Below are 22,860 nucleotides of genomic sequence, written 5' to 3'. Positions count from 1 at the left end.
TCAACGCAGTCAATATTTTCTTATGATATGGATTATATTCGATTAGTGCAGTCTGCGTCAAGCCAGTGAGTCTTCTTCTTCAGTTGATTTCAGATCCGTTGAGTCGAGCTCATACTGAAGGAGATGGTCCCAGTCCTCTGTGTTGAGCATATCAAGCTGCGCTTCGATGAGCATCCTGAACCTTGTTCTGAAGACCTTTGACTGCTTCTTCAGATCCTCGATCTCCAGGGCGATCTTCCTTGCTTTGGATAAGGATTCATTCACGATGCGGTCGGCATTCTTCTCAGCTTCCTTGATGATCAGCTTGGCCTCTTTCTGTGCATTGCGCCTGACTTCTTCAGCGGCTTCCTGTGCAACGACGATGGATTTGTTCAGCGTTTCCTCAATATTGGTGAAATGCCCGATCCGGTCGTTCAGATCTGTAAGCCTTTCGGAAAGCTCCTTTTTCTCTCTGATTAGAATTTCGTAATCTTTGATGATTTGGTCAAGAAATTCGTTTACTTCATCTTCGTCATATCCTCTGAAGCCTTTGCTGAACTCCTTGTTATGTATATCTAATGGTGTTAAAGGCATAATGCCACCCCCTATGAGTCTTAAAGCATATGTATGACAGCGAAAATCCGCTTTTTTCTGATATTATCACAGCAATAAAGATGTATTCGACATTTTCTTTTAAAATCCTGCAAAAAAATAATTTATTTTTGCTTTCCTATGATGATTCTCCATTTATCTTTCTTTGTTTTTCCTTCTACTTCGATGATTTTAGATCGGCCTTTTCCCCTTACAGAAAGAATATCAGCTTCCCCGCAAACAAAAGAAGGATCCTCAACCTGTCCCCAGTTAACTTTTACAAGGCCCTGCTGGATAAACAGCTGTGATTTTTGCCTGGAGATATTGTATATTGCCGAAATGACGGCATCGAGTCTCAGCGAGGAAACAGAAGCTGATGATTCCTCCCATGAATCGTTAGCAGTGATTGCTTTCTCAAGCGGCAATTTTTTCAGAGTGACGGAAGCTTTGCCGATTGATTCCAGCTGCATGCTTACATAGTCTTCAATTTCCTGCGATACAAAAAACTGCGCCCTTTCAGCCTCGACAGTTATATCCCCGAACTTCCCCCTCTTCAAGCCAAGGGCCATAAGGCTCCCAAGTATTTGAGGATGTTCAATGGAAACAAATTTACTCGGATAATTTATTTCAAAAAGCGTGATAGAGAATTCTTCTTCATCAGGGGTAAAATATTCAGGATACAGCAGGGCTCTTTTCCTCTCTGTCCCTTCGGATCCCCCGAATAAACAAATCTTCACGCCTGAGTGTTCCCCGACAATCATTTTTACGATCTGCTGCTCTCTCGGATCAAGAAAGTCAGTCAATTTAGGGGCATAGGAGGTTTCCACATAATCCTTCCAGCCGAGAGACTGGTCGATGAATTCTTTCTCCTCAGGCCGAAAATGCTGATAAATAGACATCGGCACTCTCCTTTTTCATTTTTCAGGAAGGCATCTGCGGACATGTTCAAGCATATCACAGCAGCCACCAAAAAAGGGACTGCTCAGAGTCCCAAGTTATTGGTAATTCTATGCAACCCAATAGAAAAGCTGATGAAGCCCCTGAGTGGCAAATCTAAGGACAAAAATTGCTACAATCGGGGAAATATCAATCATTCCAAGCGGCGGGATGAACCTTCGGAATGGTTCCAGATATGGTTCGCAGATTCGGGCTAAAAATTGGCCGATGGACGATTCTCTTGCATTTGGAAACCAGGACAGCAATATGTAAATGATCAGTGCCCAGGAATATAACGAAATTATTTGACTTAAAATACCTACTACTGTTGCCATGTAAAGCTACCACCTCGCATTTTCTAGATCATGCTCCTGCATGATTTGGGATATATTCCCCGACACCTCCACATTATCCGGAGTGCATAAAAAGATATCCGTGCCGATTTTCTGGATGTCTCCGCCAATGGCATATACCGTGCCGCTCAAGAAATCGACAATCCTTTTTGCCTGATCCCTTTCGATGCGCTGCAGATTAACTACTACAGCCCGGCGGTTCTTAAGCTGGTCTGCAATATCCTGTGCTTCGGCATATACCCTGGGTTCAACAAGGACAACCTTTGAAGACTTCTGGACACTTTGCAGGCTGACCACATTCTGCTTTGGAGAAGCAGGCTGTTTTTGAGGCCTGACAGGCTCGATTTCTTCTTCGATGATTTCCTCTTCTTTATAGTCATATTCATCATCAAGGAAAAAAAATGTTTTTATTTTTGATTTAATGCTCATTTTTTATACCTCCTGCTTATTCTCCGACAAGAGCAGTGCCGATCCGGACCATGGTGGCCCCTTCCTCCACTGCAATTGCAAAGTCATTGGACATGCCCATAGAAAGTTCCCTGCAGGGCGCATGTGCAAGGTTTAAATCCTGGATATCCTTCTGCAGAGTTTTCAGTGTCCGGAAACAATGCCTCAGTGCTTGCTCATCGTCCGTCAAAGGAGCCATCGTCATCAGTCCTGCAGCAGAAATGTGAGGAAAAGACTCCAGTTCTTTTGCAAACGGAATCACTTCATCAGGGGAAAGCCCCTGTTTTGATTCTTCACCGGAAGCATTCACCTGAATCAGGCATTGAACTGTTTCTTCTGCCCGTTTGTCTATTTCTTTCGCCAGGGAAAGCCTGTCCAGTGAGTGGATATAATCGGCGATGCCGATTATATTCTTGACCTTCCTGGTCTGCAGCGATCCAATGAAATGCCATTTGGCAGCATTGCCGATCTCTTCGTGCTTGGCAAGCATACCATCATCCCGGTTTTCGCCGAGATTGGCAATTCCGGCAGACACCGCCTCTTTCGCTCTTTCCGCGGAAACATATTTTGTTACAGCGATAATGGTCACTTCGCCAGGATTTCTCCCTGTCCTCTTACATGCTTCATCTATTTTTTCCTGAATAGCCTTAAGATTGTCTTCAACTTTCATCTAGCTGCAGTCAGCCTCCTTCCAGCCTATGTAGCTCATCATCCTGCCAGTTTTCCCCCCATCCCTGCGATGGGAAAAAAAGTATTCCTCATGGCAGCTGGTGCAATAGCCGGATACGAATATATTCTCTTCCCGGACGCCTGATTTCATGAGTAGCTGTTTGTTCAATTCTTTCAGATCTAGCTGGTATTGATTCTCTTTTATTTGATTATATGGTTTTTTATCGACATCTTCTAGTCTATTTTTCACTAAATTGACAACTCTGCTGTCGACAATATAACATTTCTCGCAAATGGAAGGCCCGATTGCCGCCAAAATGTCACCGGGTTCGATGCCTTCATTTTTAAAGACTTCGACCATATTTCCGGCAATTCCTCCGACAGTTCCTTTCCAGCCGGCATGTGCAGCCCCTATCGCCCCTGAATCCGGATGTATGTAATATAGAGGGACACAGTCCGCAAAACAGAGAGTTAAAAGCAGACCTCGCTCAAATGTAAAAAAGCCATCAGTCCTTCTGAATGCCTGGCCGTAATCCAATGCGCCTGTTCCTGCATCTTCCTTTGATACCTTCCGTACATAGGTTTCATGGGTCTGCTCTGCCCCAGTCCATGCTGGCAATGGAAAGCCGATTGCATCAGAGAAAATTTCCCTGTTGCCGCTTACCGCCTGGACTGAATCATTTACATGGAGGCCAAGGTTTAGGCTGCTGTAGTCTCCATTGCTATTCCCTCCATTTTTCGTGGAAAAACCTGCAGCAAGGCCCGGAGATCTATCTGTCCAATCTTCTATGGAAAAATATCTGCTTTCCTTTAGTACAAATGGCTCCATTTATCGTTCCTCTTCGTGTTTTTCTTTAGTTTATCATAATAAATGTTCGTGTTACAGAAAAAAGGAGGAAGCTTATGCATCCTCTTCCACCTGTTTGAGTTCTTCTGAAATTTTATAGCGAACAAGAATGACATCCTCACCGATTTTTAAAATATTTTTCCACGGAATGATGATATCCTCATCTTTTCCAAAGAATCCGAGGACTTTTCCAGCTCCGCTGATGATGACCGCTTCAATTTTGCCGCTCATCAGATTGATGTCAATATCTCCGATGTTTCCAAGTTTTTTGCCATCGGCTACATTTACTACATCCTTGACCTGGAATTCCGAAATCTTAACCATGGTCCACCCCCGCCATTTTGTTGCTTATTTGATTATATGTTGCGGAAGGATGGAATATTTTATTTTCATGGGGTAGTTTTAGGTAAATATCCATAAAAAATAACTATTGGAAGGAGAACATTAAGATTTTAGTTTTCACCATAGATTTCTGCTTTGCAATGAGCTGTTGATTTCCGTTGCAGGCACTTCGCTTTCCGTGGGGCGTAGTTGAGCCTCCTCACGCTAGCGCGCTGCGGGGTCTCAACATTTCCGCTATCTCCCACAGGACATTGAATTTTCTTCCCTGAAATCACATCGCACGAAGAAAATGCGCATGCATTTTATGAGGAGTCTTCGTGCCTTCCACTGCAATCAACAGGTTTTCATAAATTTTTTGGCTGCCATTTAACCCCAAATATACAGACATTGATTTTAGACCCTATTATAAGAACAAGCCAGTATGGAACACTTACAAAACCCAAAACAAAAAGCTGCTTTTCAGCAGCTTTCAGCTTTGGATATTTTTGTTCATTTGCTTGATGGCAGCTTTTTCAAGGCGGGAGACCTGTGCTTGGGAGATGCCGATTTCTTCGGCTACTTCCATTTGGGTTTTGCCTTGGAAGAAGCGTTTTCTCAATATGAGCTTTTCTCTTTCGTTTAGCCTGCGCATGCCTTCTTTGAGGGCAATTTCTTCAATCCATTGAATATCTTTATTGCGCTCGTCGCTCAGCTGGTCCATGACAAATATCGGATCTCCCCCATCATTATAGATAGGCTCGAATAATGAAACAGGATCCTGGATCGCATCTAGCGCGAACACAATTTCTTCATGGGGCACTTCAAGCACCCTTGCTATTTCCTCTGCCGACGGTTCCTTAGAGTTTTCACTCATGAGCCGTTCCCTGACCTGCAAAGCTTTGTAAGCTATATCTCTCAATGACCTGGAAACCCTGATAGGGTTATTATCCCTCAAATACCTTCTGATTTCGCCGATGATCATTGGAACAGCATAGGTGGAGAACTTTACATTCTGGCTTAAATCAAAATTATCAATAGATTTCATCAGGCCGATACATCCTACCTGGAAGAGATCATCAACAAATTCGCCTCTGTTATTAAAGCGCTGGATGACACTCAGGACCAGCCGCAGGTTGCCATTGACCAGGCACTCCCGGGCATATGTATCACCTTCATGCATTTGCTTGAAGAGTTTTCTCATTTCTTCGTTTTTCAAAACGGGAAGCTTTGATGTATCAACACCGCAAATTTCTACTTTATTTCGAGTCAATCCATTTCCCTCCTCACAGGAGCTGCTGTACAAAAAACAGTATCTCCTCGGAAAGGAAAAATATGCACACACCGATGCCCCATCTGACCATGGAGAAACGGCATGTACAGCATGAATAAGGGTTAAGCGGGACTTAAAAAAATTATTTTAAACCATTTTGTTGAATTCCTTTTTCAATCTTTTGATAATTCTCTTTTCAAGCCTTGATATGTAAGACTGTGAAATGCCAAGCATGTCAGCCACATCCTTCTGTGTCTTTTCCTCGCCAGACCCAAGACCGAAGCGAAGTTCCATAATCTGCTTCTCTCTGTCGGTCAGCTGGTGAAGAGCCTTCAAAAGGAGTTTCTTATCTACATTTGCCTCCAGATCCTTTGTGATAATGTCCTCCTCGGTTCCCAGCACATCTGACAGAAGCAGCTCATTCCCGTCCCAGTCAATATTCAATGGCTCATCGAAGGAAACCTCCGACCTGATTTTATTATTCCTTCTCAAATACATCAGTATTTCGTTTTCAATACAGCGGGATGCATAAGTGGCAAGCTTGATTTTTTTTTCTGGATTAAATGTATTGACTGCTTTTATTAAGCCGATGGTTCCGATGCTGATCAGGTCTTCAATATTGATGCCCGTATTTTCAAATTTCCTCGCAATATATACGACAAGGCGGAGATTTCTTTCGATGAGCATTGATCTTGCAGCTTTATCGCCTTTGGGGAGTTTGATCAGAAGAACTTCTTCTTCTTCTTTTGAGAGTGGAGGAGGAAGAGCTTCACTGCCGCCTATATAGAATATTTCATCAGTCTTGAGCCCAAGCTTGATCAGCAATTTATACCAGTAATAGGATAGGCGAAACTTCAAACTTTTCATGAGTAGTCCTCCTTCTAAATTATGTTTTTCCGAGTATAGTATTATTAACTTACCTTTTCCGCTGATTCTGCTTTGCCGGCACCTGTCATCATCTTTGGATGGATAATGCAGTCAAATGCATCATCACTGGAGAGCTGCTGCATCGTGAAGGAGATGAGCGCCTTGCCTGCCAGGATTTTTTCTTCCCCCCTTTGAATGATGATTCTGTCCGGCTTCATGGCAATAATGAGCTGATGTTCTTGTCCAACCACCTTGCAGGGAAGAATTCTCATCCGATTTTCCCAGTCAGGCGGGATTCTTGCCTCCCCCATTAGGAAGGGTTCAGGGTCCTGCGAAACGGCGAGGAGAACTTCCGGAAGCTTTTCTGCCATCCCTTTTAGGGATGCAATCATGACCGGAGTCCTGGATATTGGATCATAAAGCTGATTGCCCGTGTCTACAAGCCCCTTGAAGTTCAGGTCAATCCCATTGATGGAAATGCAGACCTCGGCAAGCTGGTCATATTGGATATTTGCCATTTCCATGTTTTCTCCATGCTTCCGTGAAAAATGCCAGGCTGCAGGAAATCCAAAGATGACAAACATCCAGCTGATCGGATCCCCAAATCCCTTGACACTTCCCAGCAGAACGGCTGAAGAAAGTTCAAAATCAAACTTCACAAAATAATGGGCACCTATCAAAGTCCCTCCAATGAGGAATGTTGCCATATAAAAAGTAAACAAGCCTTTAACGAAATAACCGGCCCTTTTAAATCCGAAGGCGAGGACGACCATGACAATTGAGAATAGCAGCTTTGATAGCGGATGACCGGAAATAGAGTGTAACGGTGTCACCGCGAGCAGAACGATCAGTGAGCCCGCAGCCCCGCCCGCCAGTATCCTCCAAATAGAAACATCCCTTTTCAGGAAGATCGCCGTGAGATACAGCAGGAGGCTGTCAAAAAGAAAGTTCAGCAGCCAAATGATATCCAAATAAATAGCCAATCCACCTTCACTCCAGACACATCCGGCATATCAGGCCCGGATGGCAAAAACTGATTTTTTCATCTATCTATTAATCTTATGGAAAAGTATACCCCAGCCATATCATTAAAGTGTGTCACTTTCTGTAGCCAAACTAGGAGAATTTTTCACTATTCCCTTCGTTTTTTGTCAGTATTTTATATTATGTGCCTGTATAAAATATACGGAGAAATTTTTAATCCAATATAAAACGGCGCCTCATATGAGACGCCGTTCGGCGAAAGCTATCTTATCTTCTTCTGTTCCTGTTTCTCAGGAAAGTCGGGATATCCAATGTTTCTTCACCTTGTGATGACTGAGAAGATGAGTTCCTTACAGGAGGCTCATGGCTCTGCTCTTCACGCTTTGGTTCCCTGTCCCTGTCCCTGTCCCGGTTAAGGGAAGGTGAATGCGTCTGCTGCTGTTTAGGCTGGCCGAATGATGGGCGTGCCGGTTTTGGCGCGGCCACTTCTTCATTGAACCCAGTCGCAATTACTGTAACGACAATTTCGTCTTTAAGATTTTCATTGATAACAGAACCGAAGATCATATTGACATCCTGGTCTGAAGCAGATGCTACAATATCTGCAGCTTCCTGAACTTCATAGAGGCTCAGGCTTGTACCGCCGGTGATATTCATCAGGACACCCTGTGCACCATCAATGGACGTTTCAAGCAGCGGAGAGGAAACAGCTTTCTTTGCCGCTTCTGCCGCACGGTTTTCTCCTGAAGAGACGCCGATCCCCATCAGTGCAGAACCCTTGCTTGACATGATTGTCTTTACATCAGCAAAGTCAAGGTTGATCAGCCCTGGAGTGGCAATCAGGTCGGATATGCCCTGAACACCCTGGCGAAGCACGTTATCCGCTTCACGGAATGCTTCAAGCATCGGAGTGCTTTTGTCTACAATCTCTAATAGACGGTCATTTGGAATGACAATCAGGGTATCAACTGCTTCCTTCATGGAAGCAATTCCGCCTGCTGCCTGTCCGGCACGCTTGCGGCCTTCGAATGTAAACGGCCTTGTAACGACCCCTACAGTCAAAGCGCCAAGGTCCCTTGCAATCTGTGCAATGACAGGAGCAGCTCCAGTACCTGTACCGCCGCCCATTCCGGCAGTGACAAACACCATATCTGCGCCTTTCAGTGCTTCTTCGATCTGCTCTTTGCTTTCCTCAGCAGCCTTTTTGCCTACTTCCGGATTTGCACCGGCACCCAGTCCGCGCGTCAGCTTTCCGCCGATCTGCATTTTCACTTCTGCTTTCGAGAGGTTCAGTGCCTGTGCATCCGTATTAACTGCGATGAATTCTACGCCTTGAACGCCGTGTTCAATCATGCGGTTTACCGCATTATTTCCTCCACCGCCAACGCCGATAACCTTTATGGTCGCTAGTGAATCTAAATTAGTGTCAAATTCCAACATGACAAATCCTCCTAATTCGTCGATATTCCTTAAAGCACTGTTTACTCGAAAAAGTAGCCAAGGAACTTTTTAACTCGTGATGTAATCTTTTCTTCCGGCTGTTTTTCCGGTCTTGCTTTTGGTTGCGGTTGTTTTTGGACGCGTTTCTCCTTCGCCTCGTTTACTTGGGCAGGCTCTATCTGCCTGCCCTGAAGCCTTGCATTTTTATATGCAAACTTGATCAGGCCGACTGCTGTTGTATACTGCGGCTCCCTTACGCCGATATAATCCGGAATGGCAATCCGGACGCGGTTCTGGAAAATGATCTGTGCCAGCTCCAGGATGCCCTGGGTGTTGGCTACTCCTCCTGTCAGGACATAGCCGCCAGGCAGGTCGCTGATTCCCAGTCTCTTAATCTCATTCTGGATCAGATCGAAAATTTCTTCCATCCTTGCTTCAATGATATCAGAAATTTCAAGCTGATTAAATTGCTGGTGCTGATCGCTCCCGATAATCGGGACACTGAAGACTTCATCTTCAGAAGCATGGTCATAAAAAGCATAACCGTATTTTGTTTTGATTTTTTCGGCATCCTCTGTAGAGGTCCTGAGGCCAATGGATAAATCCTTTGTGATATGGTCCCCGCCGACAGGCAGTACAATCGTTGATTTCATGATTCCCTGCTCGAACAGGGCAACGGTTGTAGAGCCGCCGCCCATATCGACCAAGGCCACTCCGAGATTCATTTCGTCCTTTGAAAGTGCGAATGCCCCTGCTGCAAGCGGCTGGAGCGTTATGTCCAAAATTTCAAGCCCTGCTCTTTCAACACATCTCAGAATATTATGTAGAATTGTCTTAGAACCCGTTATAATAGTGCCTTCCATTTCCAGGCGGACACCGATCATGCCCCGCGGATCGTTTATTTCGTTCAAACCGTCTACAATGAATTGCTTTGGAATGACATCCACAATCTCTCTTTCTGGAGGGATGGAAACCACCTGGGCGGCATCGATAACCCTTGCAACATCTTCATCTGTAATTTCCCTGTTGTCACTGGAGACAGCCACTACTCCATGGGAAGGCTGGAGCATGACATGGTTTCCGGTGATGCCGACGATGACCTGCCTGATCTCCATCCCTATCATTCTCTCAGCTTGTTCGATTGCCTTTTTTATAGAATGAACGGTTTCATCTATATCAACAATTGAGCCTTTGCGCAATCCTTCAGACTTCACATTGCCTACACCAATAATGTTTAAAGAGTCGTTGACCATTTCACCAATGATTACTTTTACACTGGATGTACCGATGTCAAGACTAACATAAATTTCATTGCTGTTCATTCTCTGGCACCTCCTTTTGCAAATACAATTATTGAACAACAATAATGCCAATTTTTAGTTTTATCTTAAATTAATATAATCATTTAAATTATTCGGCAAAACTAATATATTTCCCTTTATTCTATCTTAACTTTTTTCTACTTTTTCTCGGTTCGACCATTTGGTCAGAATAATTCTCCGAATGACCGCTATGTTTTGGAAAAGCCTTACGCCAAACGCAAAAACAGCGGCTAAATACAAGTCTACACCAAGATGAACCCCCAGAAAAGCTAAAGATGCTGCCAGCAGGATGTTGAAGAAAAAGCCGGATACAAATACCTTTTCATCGTATATATCCTGCAGATGCGCACGGATGCCCCCAAACAGGGTGTCAAGGGCAGCCAGCACTGCAATCGACAAGTAATTGGAGTACTCATCGGGGATTCTGAAATCCGTAAGAAGGCCCAGTATGGCACCGATAAGCAAACCCAGTACGGGAAGCCACATTAAGAACTGCCTCCTTTTTCAGATTCTGCAGGTTCCATATTTTTTACCCGGATCGAGTCCTGATAGGCTGGGATGACAATATTCTCCTTTGGCTTCAGGATAGTGACCCTGAGGTTTTCGACGAAGAATTCTTCTGCCGATTTGGATACCTGCATCTGATTATAAAGCTTTTGAGCTGACTGCATATCTTCTGCAGACACTCTGACTTCAATGGGCAAAGAACTGATTGCATGGCCATCGATTTTGGTTTCCCCATTAATGTCGCGGATGACGGTCGTATTAATAATTCTGTGCCCGTCAATCGAGATTTGCTCCGCATCATACATATTAAGCTCATTGACCAGCCTTTTAAGCAAATCAGGCGATACGTCACCAGGTGCGTTGCCCAGGAGTGCTTCTTCAACAGCAGGCTCAATGAGGATGATAACACCAGGGCCCTTTACTTCCGTCAGGCCAGCTTCTTCTTTAAGCTCACCCAGCGTTTCCTTCAGCACCTGTTCTTTGCTTTGTTCCCGCTTATTTTCATATTGGGCAAGCTTCAGCTCGTTTGATCTGATCTCCCGTATCAGCCTCAGCTGAATTTCCTGTTCTTTCCGCAAGTCCTCCCTAAGCTGCCATGTATCGCGGGTATCCCTCACAACCGGCTCTTTGACGGATTGGAACTGCACCGCAATCATAAAGCCGATCACAGCGGAAATTACCGTAAAGCTTATGATCTGATTCCTTTTCACGATTTCCACCTTACTTTCTCCTGCTTCCAGTAAGTGGATCAGCCGTTTTTAGTTCCCCAGATTGGGTTCCATTTCGATTTCAGCCTTCTCCTCAAGCGAGAACTGGATATTCTCATTAACCAGCGAATCCTTGACTCCGCCTGTAAGGTTGAGTGCTGAAGAAAGAACCTCCGGATCGCCGATTGCTTCAATAACAAAAGGTGCCGGATGCTGCTTTCCATCAATTTCAATGACAGGACCATTGCACAAAATATAGGAGTCATGGGAAAGGCGCTGGCCGTTTACAGCAACAGCTGAGGCACCAGAGATATAAAGTTCATTGATAACCTTAAAAACATGGTGTTCATGGACAATATAGCTGTTTACATTGGCTTCGCTGGGATTATAATCCCCGTCTGCCAATGTGACCTCCACCCCTTTGCCAATGACACCGACTTTCCCAAGATACATCCTGTATTTTTCTGCATCCTCAGCCAGGTTGAAATATACCTGTGCCTCTTTTGACAGATCTTTTTCAAATTGAAGAACCTGTCCCTGTTTCTTGTCCAATTCCTTCTGCAGCCTGCGGTTGCGCTCTTCCATACTGATAAGCTGGCTTCTCAGGGCAGAATCACGTTCCCACTGGCTTCCTGTCATGTCTGCTTCCTCGTTTTCACTTTTTGTAAAGTGATAGGAAAAAGAAAGCATATAGCCGAGAACAAGGAGCACCAGTGAAAGAACGACCCGCTTACCTTTCACCTTCTTCTTCTTCTCCACGGCTATCATCTCCTTCCGGACCGTAGGCTTTAAAATAAGAACCTACTTCCAGATCAATCACGCCGCTGACCTCAGGGTCCAGCTGGCTGATGATTGAAGGGTAATGCGCCATCTTTTCTGAAAAGCTCCGCAATGTTGCACTAACTTCGAACCCGTCATTCATATATAAAGTAATATGATACTCGTCCGTTTCTTTAGGAGAATAATGAATCTCCGAAATTGCGTTCAGCACCTCTTTCGGAAGGCTTTCCAGGCTGTCTATCATCTCAAGGAGGACGTCGCCCTCCTTAAAACCCAGCAGCAGCGGTGCATTAACTGGAATGTCTGTAATTTCCTGTTTGCTAAGTATCATCCCGTTTTCAAGTACAGGCAAAAAGCTTTTTTCTTTTGCTATGTAGGCAATGCGATTATGCTCAGCCACCTTAATTTTAACCGTATTGGGGAGGCGGGTTTCAATTTCGGCCCCGCTGATTTCAGGCAGCTCTTTCAGTCTACCCTCAATTGCCCCCTTATCAACCTTCCAAATATTTGTTTTCTTAGAAAGGCCGCTTACGGCAATCAATTCTTCTGTCGTGTATGTCTGATTTCCGCTGATGCTGATCTCTTTTACACGGCTTAAAGGCGACTGGAAATATATCACAAAAACAATCATAGAAAAGAATAAAAGCAACAATACTATAAGCCTGCGGTTTGCTTTTTTCCTTCTTTGCTGCTTCAGTTTGGGAATTCGATCCTCCAGCGAGACTACGTTCCCTTTCTCCATAACCTTCACCTCACTATAAAAGCTTTAGCCGCATAATGCCAATAGCCTATTAGCATGGCAGGCAGCATAACGTTTTCGTCAGACGGAAAGCAGAATGGGCACCGGCATATCCAAATGCCGGTGGTGCTTCTGCCGGCTTTTAAAGGTTATTTCTAAGGAAATATTATATCACAATAAATGGCAGCAGTAAGGAGAATTTCCTGTTACTTTCGGCCGATAATTTCCACTTCTGTTTCCATTTTAACCTTAAATTGGGAATAGATAGTATTTTTGACATGCTCAATCAATCCAAGTACATCTTCAGCCGACGCGCTGCCGGCATTTACGATAAAGTTTCCATGCAGCTCGGAAATCTTAGCCCCACCGATGCTGTGGCCTTTTAAACCTGCAGACTCAATCAGCTGACCGGCATATTGGGGAAGCGGATTGCGGAAGATGCTTCCTGCACAAGGATAATTATAGGGCTGTGTTTCTTTCCGGTAATCCTTGTTTTTTTGCATCTCTGCCACAATGCTATCCTTCTCCCCTTCCTGAAGGCTGAACACTGCCTCAAGCACGATGCCGGGCCGCTCCTTCTGAAGGACTGATGTACGGTAGGAAAATTTCATTTGCTCATTGGTGAGCCATTCCATTTTTCCATCTTCAAAAAGCACAAAGGCTTTCTTGAGGATTTTTGAAATATCAGAGCCGTGGGCGCCTGCATTCATATAGACTGCACCGCCGACCGAGCCGGGGATGCCGCTTGCGAACTCCAGGCCGGAAAGGCCTTTCCGGCTGATCTGGACGGATAGGCTCACGATAGAGAATCCTCCTCCAGCAGTTACCTCAGAACCGTCCACTTCAAGTTTATCCATTCCCGGGCCAAGCTTAATGACGGCCCCTTCAATCCCTTTATCAGATACAAGCAGATTCGATCCCCTGCCTATTACCCTCCACTTGATATCATGTTCACGGATAAGCTCCATTGTTTTAATAAAATTGTCTATAGATGAAGGTTCTACAAACAAATCGGCGGGGCCGCCTATTTTCATGGTTGTATGGTTGGCCAAAGGTTCATTTTCTTTCACTTTTCCAACCTGCATATCTTTAAGCCTGCTGATCAATTCGTTCATATATACCTCCCTTTCCTTTCTTTTTACCATCTTATGTCTATTAAGCTCTTTGGGCTACTGGCCCTTCTTCCGGACAAGGTCTTCCATGACGCGGTGCAGCCTTCTGGCAGCATCCGGTATCCCCAATTCCCTGGCCGCTTTTTTCATATCCTTCAGTTTCTTCTCATCAAGGAGAATTCCGTCAATTGAAGCGACAAGCTTCTTGCTGGTCAGTTCTTTTTCGAGCAGCAGTTCTGCTGCCCCGTTTTCAGAAAGGGCCCTGGCATTTTTCTCCTGGTGATTATTGGTCACATAAGGGCTTGGCACCAGTATGCTCGGGATCCCGAGAGATGTCAGCTCAGCAAGAGTGGTCGCCCCCGCCCTTGCCACTGTCAAATCCGTACCAGCCAAAACTTCCGGCATATTATGGACAAATGGCTTTATGATCACATTTGGCGGATTGCCGACCAGCTCTACCTCTTTCCTGACTTCCTCATAGTGCACTTCTCCAGTCACGTACAGTACCTGGTAAGGCTTATCCTGCAGCTCGGCGAGCGATTTCAGCACTGCTTCATTGATCGGCCTTGCACCCCTGCTCCCGCCGAAAATCAAAACAGAAGGGATGTTTGTCTTCAGCCCGGCTGACAGCCTGCCTTTGACAGGGTCCTGGCCAATCACTTCAGAGGCGCGGGGATTTCCCGTCAAAACAACCTTTTCCGATGGGAAGAATTCTTTTGCCTCTTCAAAACAGACTGCTATTCTATCGACATACCTGCTCAGGAATTTGTTGGTCAATCCCGGGACACTATTTTGCTCGTGTATGATTGTGGGGATGCCAAGCTTGGCAGCTGCATAGACAACAGGTCCGCACACATAGCCGCCTGTGCCGATGACAATGTCCGCCTTGAAGTCCTTCAGCATTTTCCTGCTGTCAGCTGTTCCTTTCAGGAATCTGAATACAGTTTTCATATTTTCAAAAGAAAGCTTTCTTTTGAAGCCAGTGATATGTATGGATTTGAACGGGATGCCTTCTCTTTCCACGAGAGTGCTTTCCAGCCCCTTTTCAGTGCCTATATATAAAAACTCTGTGTCTTTATGCTCTTTTTGAATTTCTCTGATCAATGCGAGTGCAGGATATATATGTCCTCCTGTACCGCCTCCGCTGACTGCAATTCTCATGACTTTCACCTCAAAGAAGAGTGTTGGTATTAAACAGGCATTATAGCCTTAAAGGGGTGGCAGCACAAAGTCTCCCTAAAAAAACACTCTCACGCTTTACCCCATTCTACTATAATCTAAACGGCTCTAATAAGCCATAACATTAATGTCATGCAAATGTAATAAAAATGCTGAAAAAATCTGGATAGCCATCCTGATTATTGAAGCTGCAGGGAAGGTACGATTCTTCCTTAAACAGACCCAGCCCGTAAAGTAAAAAGAAACCCTGTCGGAAACAGGGTCAATATCTCGCATGCCGGCTTATATTCAGGAGGACTCCGATTGCCATCAGCATCAGAGTGAGGGATGAACCACCATAGCTGAGGAAAGGAAGTGTAATTCCTGTTACCGGCATTAGCCCGGTAACAACCCCGATATTTATCATAACCTGGATCGCCACCATCGCTATGATTCCGACGGCAAGGAAGCTGCCGTACAGATCAGGTGCACCAAGGGCAATCCTTATCCCCCTCCAGAGGAGGAGCGAAAACAATAAAAGTACGAAGGAACCTCCGATGAAGCCCAATTCTTCTGCCAGGATTGCAAAAATAAAGTCCGTCTGGGGTTCAGGCAGATAAAAAAACTTTTGCCTGCTCTCCCCCAAACCAAGCCCGAAAAGCCCTCCTGGCCCTATTGCATATAATGACTGGATGATCTGGAACCCGCTCCCCAGCGGATCTTCCCATGGATCAAGGAATGATGTGATCCGCTTCATCCTGTAAGGAGCTGACAGCACCAGCCCTGCAAAGCCGCCCAGACCGATAAGCCCAAGAACAGCAAAATGGCTTATCTTCGCCCCAGAGATAAATATCATAACCACACAGGTCCCGATCATAACAGTTCCTGTTCCAAGGTCAGGCTGAAGCATAATCATCCCGAATGCCAGAAACGCGAGCCCAAGGGAAGGGACGAGCCCCTTGCGGAAGGAGGTGATCAGCTTTTGCCTTTCGGAAAGGTATTTAGCCAGGAACGCAATCATCGCAAGCTTCATGAATTCGGATGGCTGTATGGAAAATGCACCGACGCCGATCCAGCTCCTTGATCCATTCCTTACATTTCCCACCCCGGGAATCAGAACGAGAACCAGCAGTACAAAGCAAATGATCACAATTGCCTTGGCCCAGGTCCTCCATGTCCAGTAATCGATATTCATGATAAAAAACATGGCCATGATGCCTGCAGCTGCAAAAAGCATCTGCCTCTTTGCAAAGAAAAAGGAATCATCAAACTTATACTCTGCCCAAATGGCACTGGCGCTGTATACCATAATGAGGCCGACTGCCAGCAGAGAAAACGTAACTAAAATCAATATGAAGTCCGGAGTAGATCTTTTTGTGGGCAACAGAATACACCTCGAATGCAAGTTTTAGGGCCTGTATGAGCATGCATTCTAGTTTGCAGCACAATGAAGATGCAGTCGCTCCCGGACGGGAATCGCCCGGGACAAGCCCTTACTTAAGCTTATGCACCGCATCGATAAAAATGTCTCCCCTGACCTCAAAAGTTTTGTATTGATCCCAGCTTGCGCATGCCGGCGAGAGGAGGATGACATCGCCCGGCTTTGAAAGCCTGTAGGCGGCGGGTACGGCGCTAGCAACATTATCGACACGCATGACCGATTTTATTCCCGCAAGCTTTCCTGCCTCTTCTATTTTTCCTGCAGTCTGCCCAAAAGTGATCAATGTTTCTACATTGCCCAGTGAAGGGATCAATTCTTCAAACCCATTGCCCCGGTCGAGACCGCCGGCAAGCAGTATGACAGGAACTTCAAAAGCGGCAATGGCATTTTTCGTAGCGAGTATATTCGTAGCCTTGGAGTCATTGTAGAATTTCCGGCCATCCACTTCACCGATATACTGAAGTCTATGTTTTACACCGGCAAAAGAGGACGTGACCTTAAAGATCGCTTGATTATCCACCCCTGAAAGCTTAGCGGCTGCAATCGAAGAAAGAATGTTCTCTAAGTTATGGTTTCCAGGAAGGGATGCGTCTTCCCGCTTCATGACAGGCTCCCCATTAAAACAGATCCAGCCATCCTTTACACATGCCCCTTCATCAAGAACCCTGCTGACAGAGAATGGCACAATCCGTGCACGGCTTTTTCCTGCAATTTGGACGACGGCCTCCTGGTCGGCATTGATAATAAAATAATCTTCTTCTGTCTGGTTTTTTGTAATATTGGCTTTTGCTTCAAAGTAATCATGCCTTGTCCCATGATAATCCAGATGGGCATCATACAGATTTGTAAGAATCGCAATTTTTGGCCTGAAGGCCTCTATGCCCATCAGCTGGAAGGAAGACAGCTCAATGACAATGGTATTATCGGATTTTGCACCTTCTGCGACACTTGTGGCAACCGTACCGATATTCCCCGCAATCAATGGCGACTTTCCGCCTGCTTCCAGCATTTCATGGATAAGGGTTGTCGTTGTCGTCTTCCCGTTTGTACCTGTTATAGCGATAAATGGCGCTTCGGAAATCTGATAAGCAAGCTCCACTTCTGTAATGACAGGAATCCCGCGCTCCATGGCCCCCTCTATCATTGGGTTATGATAAGGGATCCCCGGGTTCTTGACAATAAGTTCAAAACCTTCATCAAGCAGCTCTATCGGATGGTCTCCGCATATAACCTTGATCCCCTGCTCAAGCAAGCCCTGGGCTTCCGGATTTTCAGATAAAGGCTTCATATCGTTCACAGTGACAAAGGCCCCCAGCTTGTGCAGCAGGGAAGCTGCACTCACCCCGCTCTTGGCGAGTCCGAGTACAAGAATTTTTTTATGACGGTAAGTATCTATCTGTTTCAATTATAACCACACCTCGATATAGATTCCCAGGATTGCAAACAGGAGCCCGACTGTCCAGAAAGTCACTACTACGCGCCATTCCGACCAGCCGACAAGCTCATAATGATGGTGAAGGGGACTCATCTTAAAAATCCTCTTGCCGGTTGTTTTAAAAGATATTACCTGCAGAATGACAGAAAGCGTCTCAATGACAAAAACCCCGCCGATAATGATCAGGATGATCTCAAGCTTCGTCAGGATGGCAACAGTTGCAATCGCCCCCCCAAGGGCAAGCGAGCCGGTATCGCCCATGAATACCTTTGCCGGATGGGCATTGAATACAAGGAATCCCAGGACAGCACCTACAACAGCAACTGAAAAGATCGACACTTCAAATTGGGACTGGTTCCAGGCCAGAACAGCAAAGGCACCGAACGCAATTGCCGCCGTACCGGAAACAAGTCCGTCCAGCCCGTCCGTCAGATTGACAGCATTGGAAAAGCCGACGAGCCAAAAAATGATGAACAATGCATAGCCCCAGCCTAAATCAATGGACAAATCTGTAAATGGAATAGAAACCTCTGTTGAGAATTCATTTGTTTGAAAGATAAAATAAAAAATGAGCGATATGATAATCTGGCCCAGCAGCTTTTGTTTAGAAGTAAGGCCAAGATTCCTTTTTAGCGCCACTTTGATGAAGTCATCAAGAAAGCCGAGAAGCCCAAAGCCCAGTGTGACCAACAGGACCATATATATCTCAGCAGTAGGCTCCGCAAACTTGCTGGACATCACCAGTGTTGTCACAGTGACCGAGAGCAGAATCATGATTCCGCCCATTGTCGGTGTGCCGGTTTTTTTCAGATGCGATTGCGGTCCTTCCTCCCGGATACTCTGGCCGAATTTCAGCCTTCTAAGGAAAGGGATGAAAATGGGAGATAGTAGGACTGTTATTAAAAAACCCATAAGGATTGTCAGAAATATTGCCTGCTCCATCATTTTATTCCCCTCCTTCCTGTAATGGCCGCTCATTTATTACTGCAATATCATATGTAGTGAGCCTGTCATTAAGACTTTTATTTTCTATCTTATGGTTGTGGGCAGCCATGCCGCATTCGGCACCGCTGGATTGATTATTATTCATCATGATCAAAAGCCTTTCAGTATATCTATTTATTATTTCTTATTGAGCATATTCAGCTGAGCAGCAGCTTTCCCGGCTGCTGCCCTGTTTATCTGTTCAGTATAGCTTCTCTCGCTTCGGTCCTGTCGTCAAAGTCAAATGTCTGCCAGCCAATCTGCTGGTAAGTTTCATGCCCTTTGCCTGCTATGAGAATCACATCTCCTTTGCCGGCAGCACCAACACTGTATGCTATTGCCTCTTTGCGGTCGGCAATCATTGTATAGTTTCCTTCAGGAACGCCTGCAGCCATATCTTTCAGAATTTCCTCCGGATCTTCGCTTCTCGGATTATCAGATGTAAACACCGCATCTGTTGCAAGCCGGCAGGCTATCTTAGCCATCAGGGGCCTTTTGGTCCTGTCCCTGTCACCGCCGCAGCCAACTACGACAAAAATCCTGCCTTCAGCAAACTCTTTTACCGTTTCCAATGCATTTTCCAGACTGTCAGGAGTATGCGCATAGTCGACAATCACAGAAAAATCCTGTCCGGCATCCACTGTTTCAAATCTGCCCGGGACGCCTTTAACGGTTGAAATGGATTCCAGGATAGCTCCGAGCTCAACACCGGAAGCCAGGGCTGCACCAATTGCAGCCAGCACATTATACACACTGAATTTGCCGATCAGCTGCATGGCAACAGGGTGTACGCCAAATGGGCTGACCAGTTCGAATGAAGTGCCTCTGGCATCCATCCGGATGTGCACAGCACGCAAATCCGCTTCATTGTCGATTCCGTAGGAAAGAATCTGCGCGGCAGTCGATTTCCTGTATTCAGCGCTTGCCGGATCGTCAGCATTCAATACAGCATATTTAGGCTTATTGTGGCAGAATGAGCTCCCAAGCTGAGCAAAAAGCAAGCCTTTAGCCCTTCTGTATTCGTCCATCGTTTTGTGATAATCCAGATGGTCCTGTGTAAGATTTGTAAAAACGGCCACATTGAAATCGCAGCCATGGACGCGCCCCTCATCAAGGGCATGGGAGCTTACTTCCATGACAGCTGCTTCCACCTTCTTTTCGACCATGGAAGCAAAGGTTTTCTGCAATGTAAGGCTTTCCGGCGTCGTATTCTTTGTTTCATGCGTCTCGCCGGCGACTTTTGTGTACATTGTCCCGATGAGGCCCGTGTTTTTGCCTGCATCAGCCAAAATCTTTTCAATAAGATGGCTAGTCGTCGTTTTCCCGTTTGTTCCGGTGATCCCGATTAAATGCATCTGCTGGCTCGGCTGTCCATAGAAAGCATCCGCCAGAACAGCCATGGCCCTTGCCGTATCCTTGACAATGATTACAGGAACATTCAGCGAAAGCTCCCTCTCAGCCAAAACGGCCGCCGCCCCGTTCCGGACCGCTGTTTCTGCATAATTATGGCCATCAACCGTAAAACCCTCGATGCAGATAAACAGGCTCCCTTTTTTCACTTGCCTGCTATCATTTTCCAGGGAAAGAATTTCAGGATTATCTCCACCAAATGGTTTAAAAGGATGGAGATAGTTAAGCAGTGTATGTAATTTCAATTGAACCCATTCCTCTCATTCCACAGGAAAGACAGGCAGTATCAGCCTTCATCATCTCCTGCCGTTTTGCTCAGTCGGCCACGCAGCGAATCTCCAGCAGCTTTTTCATAACTGAAAAAAGCAGCTGTATGCTTTCCCTAAAGCTCTCAGCAAAAATTATTCCTGCATGGCGACTTATATTTTACATGATTATTCTTGTTTTAGCCATTTAGTAATGAAAATTTAAAGAAAAACTTCCTTTGCCTGAAGCGGATGAGAGAAATTCCCTTTTGCTTCTTATAAAAAAACCGGGCAGCGCTGTCTCGCCGCCCGCATTTTGCTCTTATTTGTCATCAAAATAGAGCCTTATTGTAGACCCTTCCTTCAGCTTCACACCAGCCTGAGGGGTTTGCCTGACAACTGTATCTCCTTCCCCGCTCCCGTCTATCTTCAGGTTGACAAGCAATTCGCCTAGCTCCCTTTTCGTAATGCCTACTAAATCCGGCACCTCCACCATCGGTGTATCCAGCCAGGTCAGCTCTTTTTCAAGCTGTTCCTTTCTCGGCTCAACACCCATTGCTCTTAGACTGTCCCCCATGATATTCCCGACGATCGGCGCAGCAACAACCCCGCCAAACTGGATAGTGCCCTTTGGATTGTCCACTGCCACATAAACCACAAGCTCAGGATCGTCCGCAGGGGCAAAGCCTATAAAGGACACAATATGATTGTTTTCGAGATACCTTCCGTTTTCCGCCTTTTGTGCAGTTCCGGTTTTGCCGCCGACCCTGTATCCATCTACGAACGCTTTTTTCCCGGATCCTTGAGCCACCACACTTTCAAGCGCAAGGCGTATTTCCTTTGAAGTTTCCTCTGATATGACCTTCCTCTTAGCCTCAGGGGTTTTTCTCATCACAATTTCACCTGAAGCAGGGTCAATCAGCTCTTTTGCTATAAAAGGTGTATACAGCGTCCCGCCATTGACGGCTGCTGATATTGCTGCAACCTGCTGGATCGGCGTGACGGAAACACCCTGTCCGAAAGCAGTGGTCGCCTGCTCGACCGGACCGACATTATCAAGATTGAACAAAATCCCTTTTGATTCACCCTGAAGATCTATGCCTGTTTTCGTGCCAAAACCAAAGTCTTTAATATATTTAAACAGTGTTTCCTTCCCAAGCCTTTCTCCTAATTCCACAAAGCCAGGGTTGCATGAGTTCTGGACGACTTCAAGGAATGATTGGCTTCCATGGCCCCCTCTTTTCCAGCATCTGAGCCTCGCTCCTCCAACTTCAGTATAGCCCGGATCATGAAAATGATCTTTGGCAAGGTCTACTTTCCCCTCTTCAAGGGCAGCTGCAAGTGTGATAATTTTAAAAGTGGAACCCGGCTCATATGAGCTCCAGACCGGCAGGTTCCGGTTGTAAATATCAGGTGCAACATTCCGGAAATTGGCAGGATCAAAGTCCGGCCTGCTTGACATAGCGAGGACTTCCCCTGTATTTGGATTCATGGCAATGGCAATGATGCCGTCCGGGTTATAGGCCGCCTCTGCAATATCCAGCTCTCTCTCGACAATCGTCTGCACCTTCGAGTCGATCGTCAGCTTCAGGTCCATCCCATCGACCGGCGGCTTATAATCATCTGCCATATCATTCATCCGCTGACCTTTTGCATTTGCGTAAAATTTGACAGAGCCTTTCTCGCCCTTAAGATCCTTGTCATAATAAAGCTCCAGCCCCATAAGCCCCTGGTTATCGATCCCGGCAAATCCGAGCACATGGGATAGATAATTGCCAAAAGGGTAATGCCGTTTGGAGTCCTCGGCGATATAAACCCCAGCCATTCCCTCTGCCCTGATTTCTGTTGCTTTTTCATGGGAAATTTTTCTGCCCTCGGGTATTTTCACACTTGATGCCTGCTTGGTGATCAGCTGAAACGCCTTCTCCTTAGACATATTCAGTATGGCGGCCAGCTTCTCTGCCGTATCATCAGGATCCTTTACCTGCCTTGGAACTACATAGACCGTCGGGGCACTGACATTGGTTGCCAATGCCACACCATTGCGGTCGACAATTTCTCCCCTTTCCGGCTCAAAGGGGATGTCCCGGCTCCACAATTCTTTAGCTTCATCCGTCAGCATGCTGCCGAGGAAAAACTGTACATATCCCAGCCGGATATCAATGATGAAAAAGATGAGTATGCCTGCCAACAAAGCAATGGTCAACCGTTTCCTTACGGTAACATTTGAAACGCGCATGAAAAACGAACCTCCTTCAATTATGGCTCGTTCAACTATATGCTTGTACCAGTACAAATAGAACGCACCGCCTAAAG

24 protein-coding genes and 1 other annotated feature (1 of these 25 running past the window's edge) are annotated in these 22,860 nt (G+C 45.8%); all 24 genes read right to left on the bottom strand.

All coding sequences use genetic code 11. From position 1 onward, the window contains the following. Positions 1–13, bottom strand: a binding site (T-box leader) (it extends 230 nt beyond the left edge of the window). 44 nt (positions 14–57) lie between these two features. Further along, on the bottom strand, positions 58–573 hold the full coding sequence (locus ACQCVH_RS05415) for a DivIVA domain-containing protein (protein ID WP_022543700.1): 516 nt from the start codon (positions 571–573) through the stop codon (positions 58–60). Positions 574–695: 122 nt separating this feature from the next. Next, entirely contained in the window at positions 696–1,469 is a 774-nt protein-coding gene (locus tag ACQCVH_RS05410) for a YlmH family RNA-binding protein (protein WP_426834776.1), read from the bottom strand. Positions 1,470–1,577: 108 nt separating this feature from the next. After that, positions 1,578–1,841, bottom strand: a complete 264-nt coding sequence (locus ACQCVH_RS05405; protein ID WP_148973850.1) for a YggT family protein — start codon at positions 1,839–1,841, stop codon at positions 1,578–1,580. 6 nt (positions 1,842–1,847) lie between these two features. Then, complete coding sequence (locus ACQCVH_RS05400; protein WP_009791729.1) at positions 1,848–2,288, bottom strand: cell division protein SepF; 441 nt, start codon at positions 2,286–2,288, stop codon at positions 1,848–1,850. A 16-nt stretch (positions 2,289–2,304) separates the two neighbouring features. Beyond that, on the bottom strand, positions 2,305–2,976 hold the full coding sequence (locus ACQCVH_RS05395; protein ID WP_426834775.1) for a YggS family pyridoxal phosphate-dependent enzyme: 672 nt from the start codon (positions 2,974–2,976) through the stop codon (positions 2,305–2,307). Continuing rightward, positions 2,977–3,804 (bottom strand): peptidoglycan editing factor PgeF, encoded by an 828-nt coding sequence (gene pgeF / locus ACQCVH_RS05390; protein ID WP_426834774.1) that lies wholly within the window; start codon positions 3,802–3,804, stop codon positions 2,977–2,979. A 72-nt stretch (positions 3,805–3,876) separates the two neighbouring features. Further along, positions 3,877–4,146, bottom strand: coding sequence for a YlmC/YmxH family sporulation protein (locus ACQCVH_RS05385; RefSeq protein ID WP_426834773.1), 270 nt, complete (start codon positions 4,144–4,146; stop codon positions 3,877–3,879). A gap of 487 nt (positions 4,147–4,633) precedes the next feature. Continuing rightward, positions 4,634–5,413 (bottom strand): RNA polymerase sporulation sigma factor SigG, encoded by a 780-nt coding sequence (sigG, locus tag ACQCVH_RS05380; RefSeq protein WP_224904088.1) that lies wholly within the window; start codon positions 5,411–5,413, stop codon positions 4,634–4,636. A gap of 147 nt (positions 5,414–5,560) precedes the next feature. Further along, a complete protein-coding gene (gene sigE, locus ACQCVH_RS05375; RefSeq protein WP_426834772.1) occupies positions 5,561–6,280 on the bottom strand; it encodes an RNA polymerase sporulation sigma factor SigE in 720 nt (239 codons plus the stop codon). A 44-nt stretch (positions 6,281–6,324) separates the two neighbouring features. After that, positions 6,325–7,263 (bottom strand): sigma-E processing peptidase SpoIIGA, encoded by a 939-nt coding sequence (spoIIGA, locus tag ACQCVH_RS05370; RefSeq protein WP_426834771.1) that lies wholly within the window; start codon positions 7,261–7,263, stop codon positions 6,325–6,327. Positions 7,264–7,531: 268 nt separating this feature from the next. Then, on the bottom strand, positions 7,532–8,704 hold the full coding sequence (ftsZ, locus tag ACQCVH_RS05365; protein ID WP_426834770.1) for a cell division protein FtsZ: 1,173 nt from the start codon (positions 8,702–8,704) through the stop codon (positions 7,532–7,534). A gap of 41 nt (positions 8,705–8,745) precedes the next feature. Then, positions 8,746–10,026, bottom strand: coding sequence for a cell division protein FtsA (ftsA, locus tag ACQCVH_RS05360; protein WP_426834769.1), 1,281 nt, complete (start codon positions 10,024–10,026; stop codon positions 8,746–8,748). Between the two features lie 126 nt (positions 10,027–10,152). Next, a complete protein-coding gene (locus tag ACQCVH_RS05355) occupies positions 10,153–10,512 on the bottom strand; it encodes a small basic family protein (protein ID WP_009791189.1) in 360 nt (119 codons plus the stop codon). Continuing rightward, positions 10,512–11,243 carry a DUF881 domain-containing protein gene (locus tag ACQCVH_RS05350; RefSeq protein ID WP_426834946.1) on the bottom strand — a complete coding sequence of 244 codons (732 nt, stop codon included), beginning with the start codon at positions 11,241–11,243 and terminating at the stop codon, positions 10,512–10,514. Before ACQCVH_RS05350 ends, ACQCVH_RS05355 begins: the two co-directional genes overlap by 1 nt. Before the next feature lie 48 nt (positions 11,244–11,291). Further along, positions 11,292–12,008, bottom strand: coding sequence for a DUF881 domain-containing protein (locus ACQCVH_RS05345; protein WP_426834768.1), 717 nt, complete (start codon positions 12,006–12,008; stop codon positions 11,292–11,294). Further along, the gene (locus ACQCVH_RS05340; RefSeq protein WP_426834767.1) at positions 11,971–12,762 is read right to left on the bottom strand and encodes a cell division protein FtsQ/DivIB; all 792 of its coding nucleotides are present in this window, start codon (positions 12,760–12,762) and stop codon (positions 11,971–11,973) included. The genes ACQCVH_RS05345 and ACQCVH_RS05340 overlap by 38 nt, the downstream gene beginning before the upstream one ends. 203 nt (positions 12,763–12,965) lie before the next feature. Then, positions 12,966–13,874: a UDP-N-acetylmuramate dehydrogenase gene (gene murB, locus ACQCVH_RS05335; protein WP_426834766.1), complete on the bottom strand. Its 909-nt coding sequence runs from the start codon at positions 13,872–13,874 to the stop codon at positions 12,966–12,968. A gap of 54 nt (positions 13,875–13,928) precedes the next feature. Continuing rightward, the gene (gene murG / locus ACQCVH_RS05330) at positions 13,929–15,032 is read right to left on the bottom strand and encodes an undecaprenyldiphospho-muramoylpentapeptide beta-N-acetylglucosaminyltransferase (protein ID WP_426834765.1); all 1,104 of its coding nucleotides are present in this window, start codon (positions 15,030–15,032) and stop codon (positions 13,929–13,931) included. Between the two features lie 280 nt (positions 15,033–15,312). Next, positions 15,313–16,413, bottom strand: coding sequence for a stage V sporulation protein E (gene spoVE, locus ACQCVH_RS05325; RefSeq protein ID WP_426834764.1), 1,101 nt, complete (start codon positions 16,411–16,413; stop codon positions 15,313–15,315). A 109-nt stretch (positions 16,414–16,522) separates the two neighbouring features. Then, positions 16,523–17,875, bottom strand: coding sequence for a UDP-N-acetylmuramoyl-L-alanine--D-glutamate ligase (gene murD / locus ACQCVH_RS05320; protein WP_426834763.1), 1,353 nt, complete (start codon positions 17,873–17,875; stop codon positions 16,523–16,525). Then, entirely contained in the window at positions 17,876–18,850 is a 975-nt protein-coding gene (gene mraY / locus ACQCVH_RS05315) for a phospho-N-acetylmuramoyl-pentapeptide-transferase (protein ID WP_426834762.1), read from the bottom strand. 1 nt (position 18,851) lies between these two features. Beyond that, the gene (locus ACQCVH_RS05310; RefSeq protein WP_426834761.1) at positions 18,852–18,998 is read right to left on the bottom strand and encodes a hypothetical protein; all 147 of its coding nucleotides are present in this window, start codon (positions 18,996–18,998) and stop codon (positions 18,852–18,854) included. Between the two features lie 85 nt (positions 18,999–19,083). Continuing rightward, positions 19,084–20,544 (bottom strand): UDP-N-acetylmuramoyl-L-alanyl-D-glutamate--2,6-diaminopimelate ligase, encoded by a 1,461-nt coding sequence (locus tag ACQCVH_RS05305; RefSeq protein WP_426834760.1) that lies wholly within the window; start codon positions 20,542–20,544, stop codon positions 19,084–19,086. A 322-nt stretch (positions 20,545–20,866) separates the two neighbouring features. Beyond that, complete coding sequence (locus ACQCVH_RS05300; protein WP_426834759.1) at positions 20,867–22,783, bottom strand: stage V sporulation protein D; 1,917 nt, start codon at positions 22,781–22,783, stop codon at positions 20,867–20,869. Positions 22,784–22,860: the final 77 nt, after the last annotated feature.

Origin of the sequence: Bacillus infantis, from assembly GCF_050107595.1 — a bacterium.
GTDB classification, from domain to species: domain Bacteria; phylum Bacillota; class Bacilli; order Bacillales; family Cytobacillaceae; genus Bacillus_AB; species Bacillus_AB infantis_C.
This window is presented reverse-complemented; position numbering and strand designations above follow the sequence as displayed.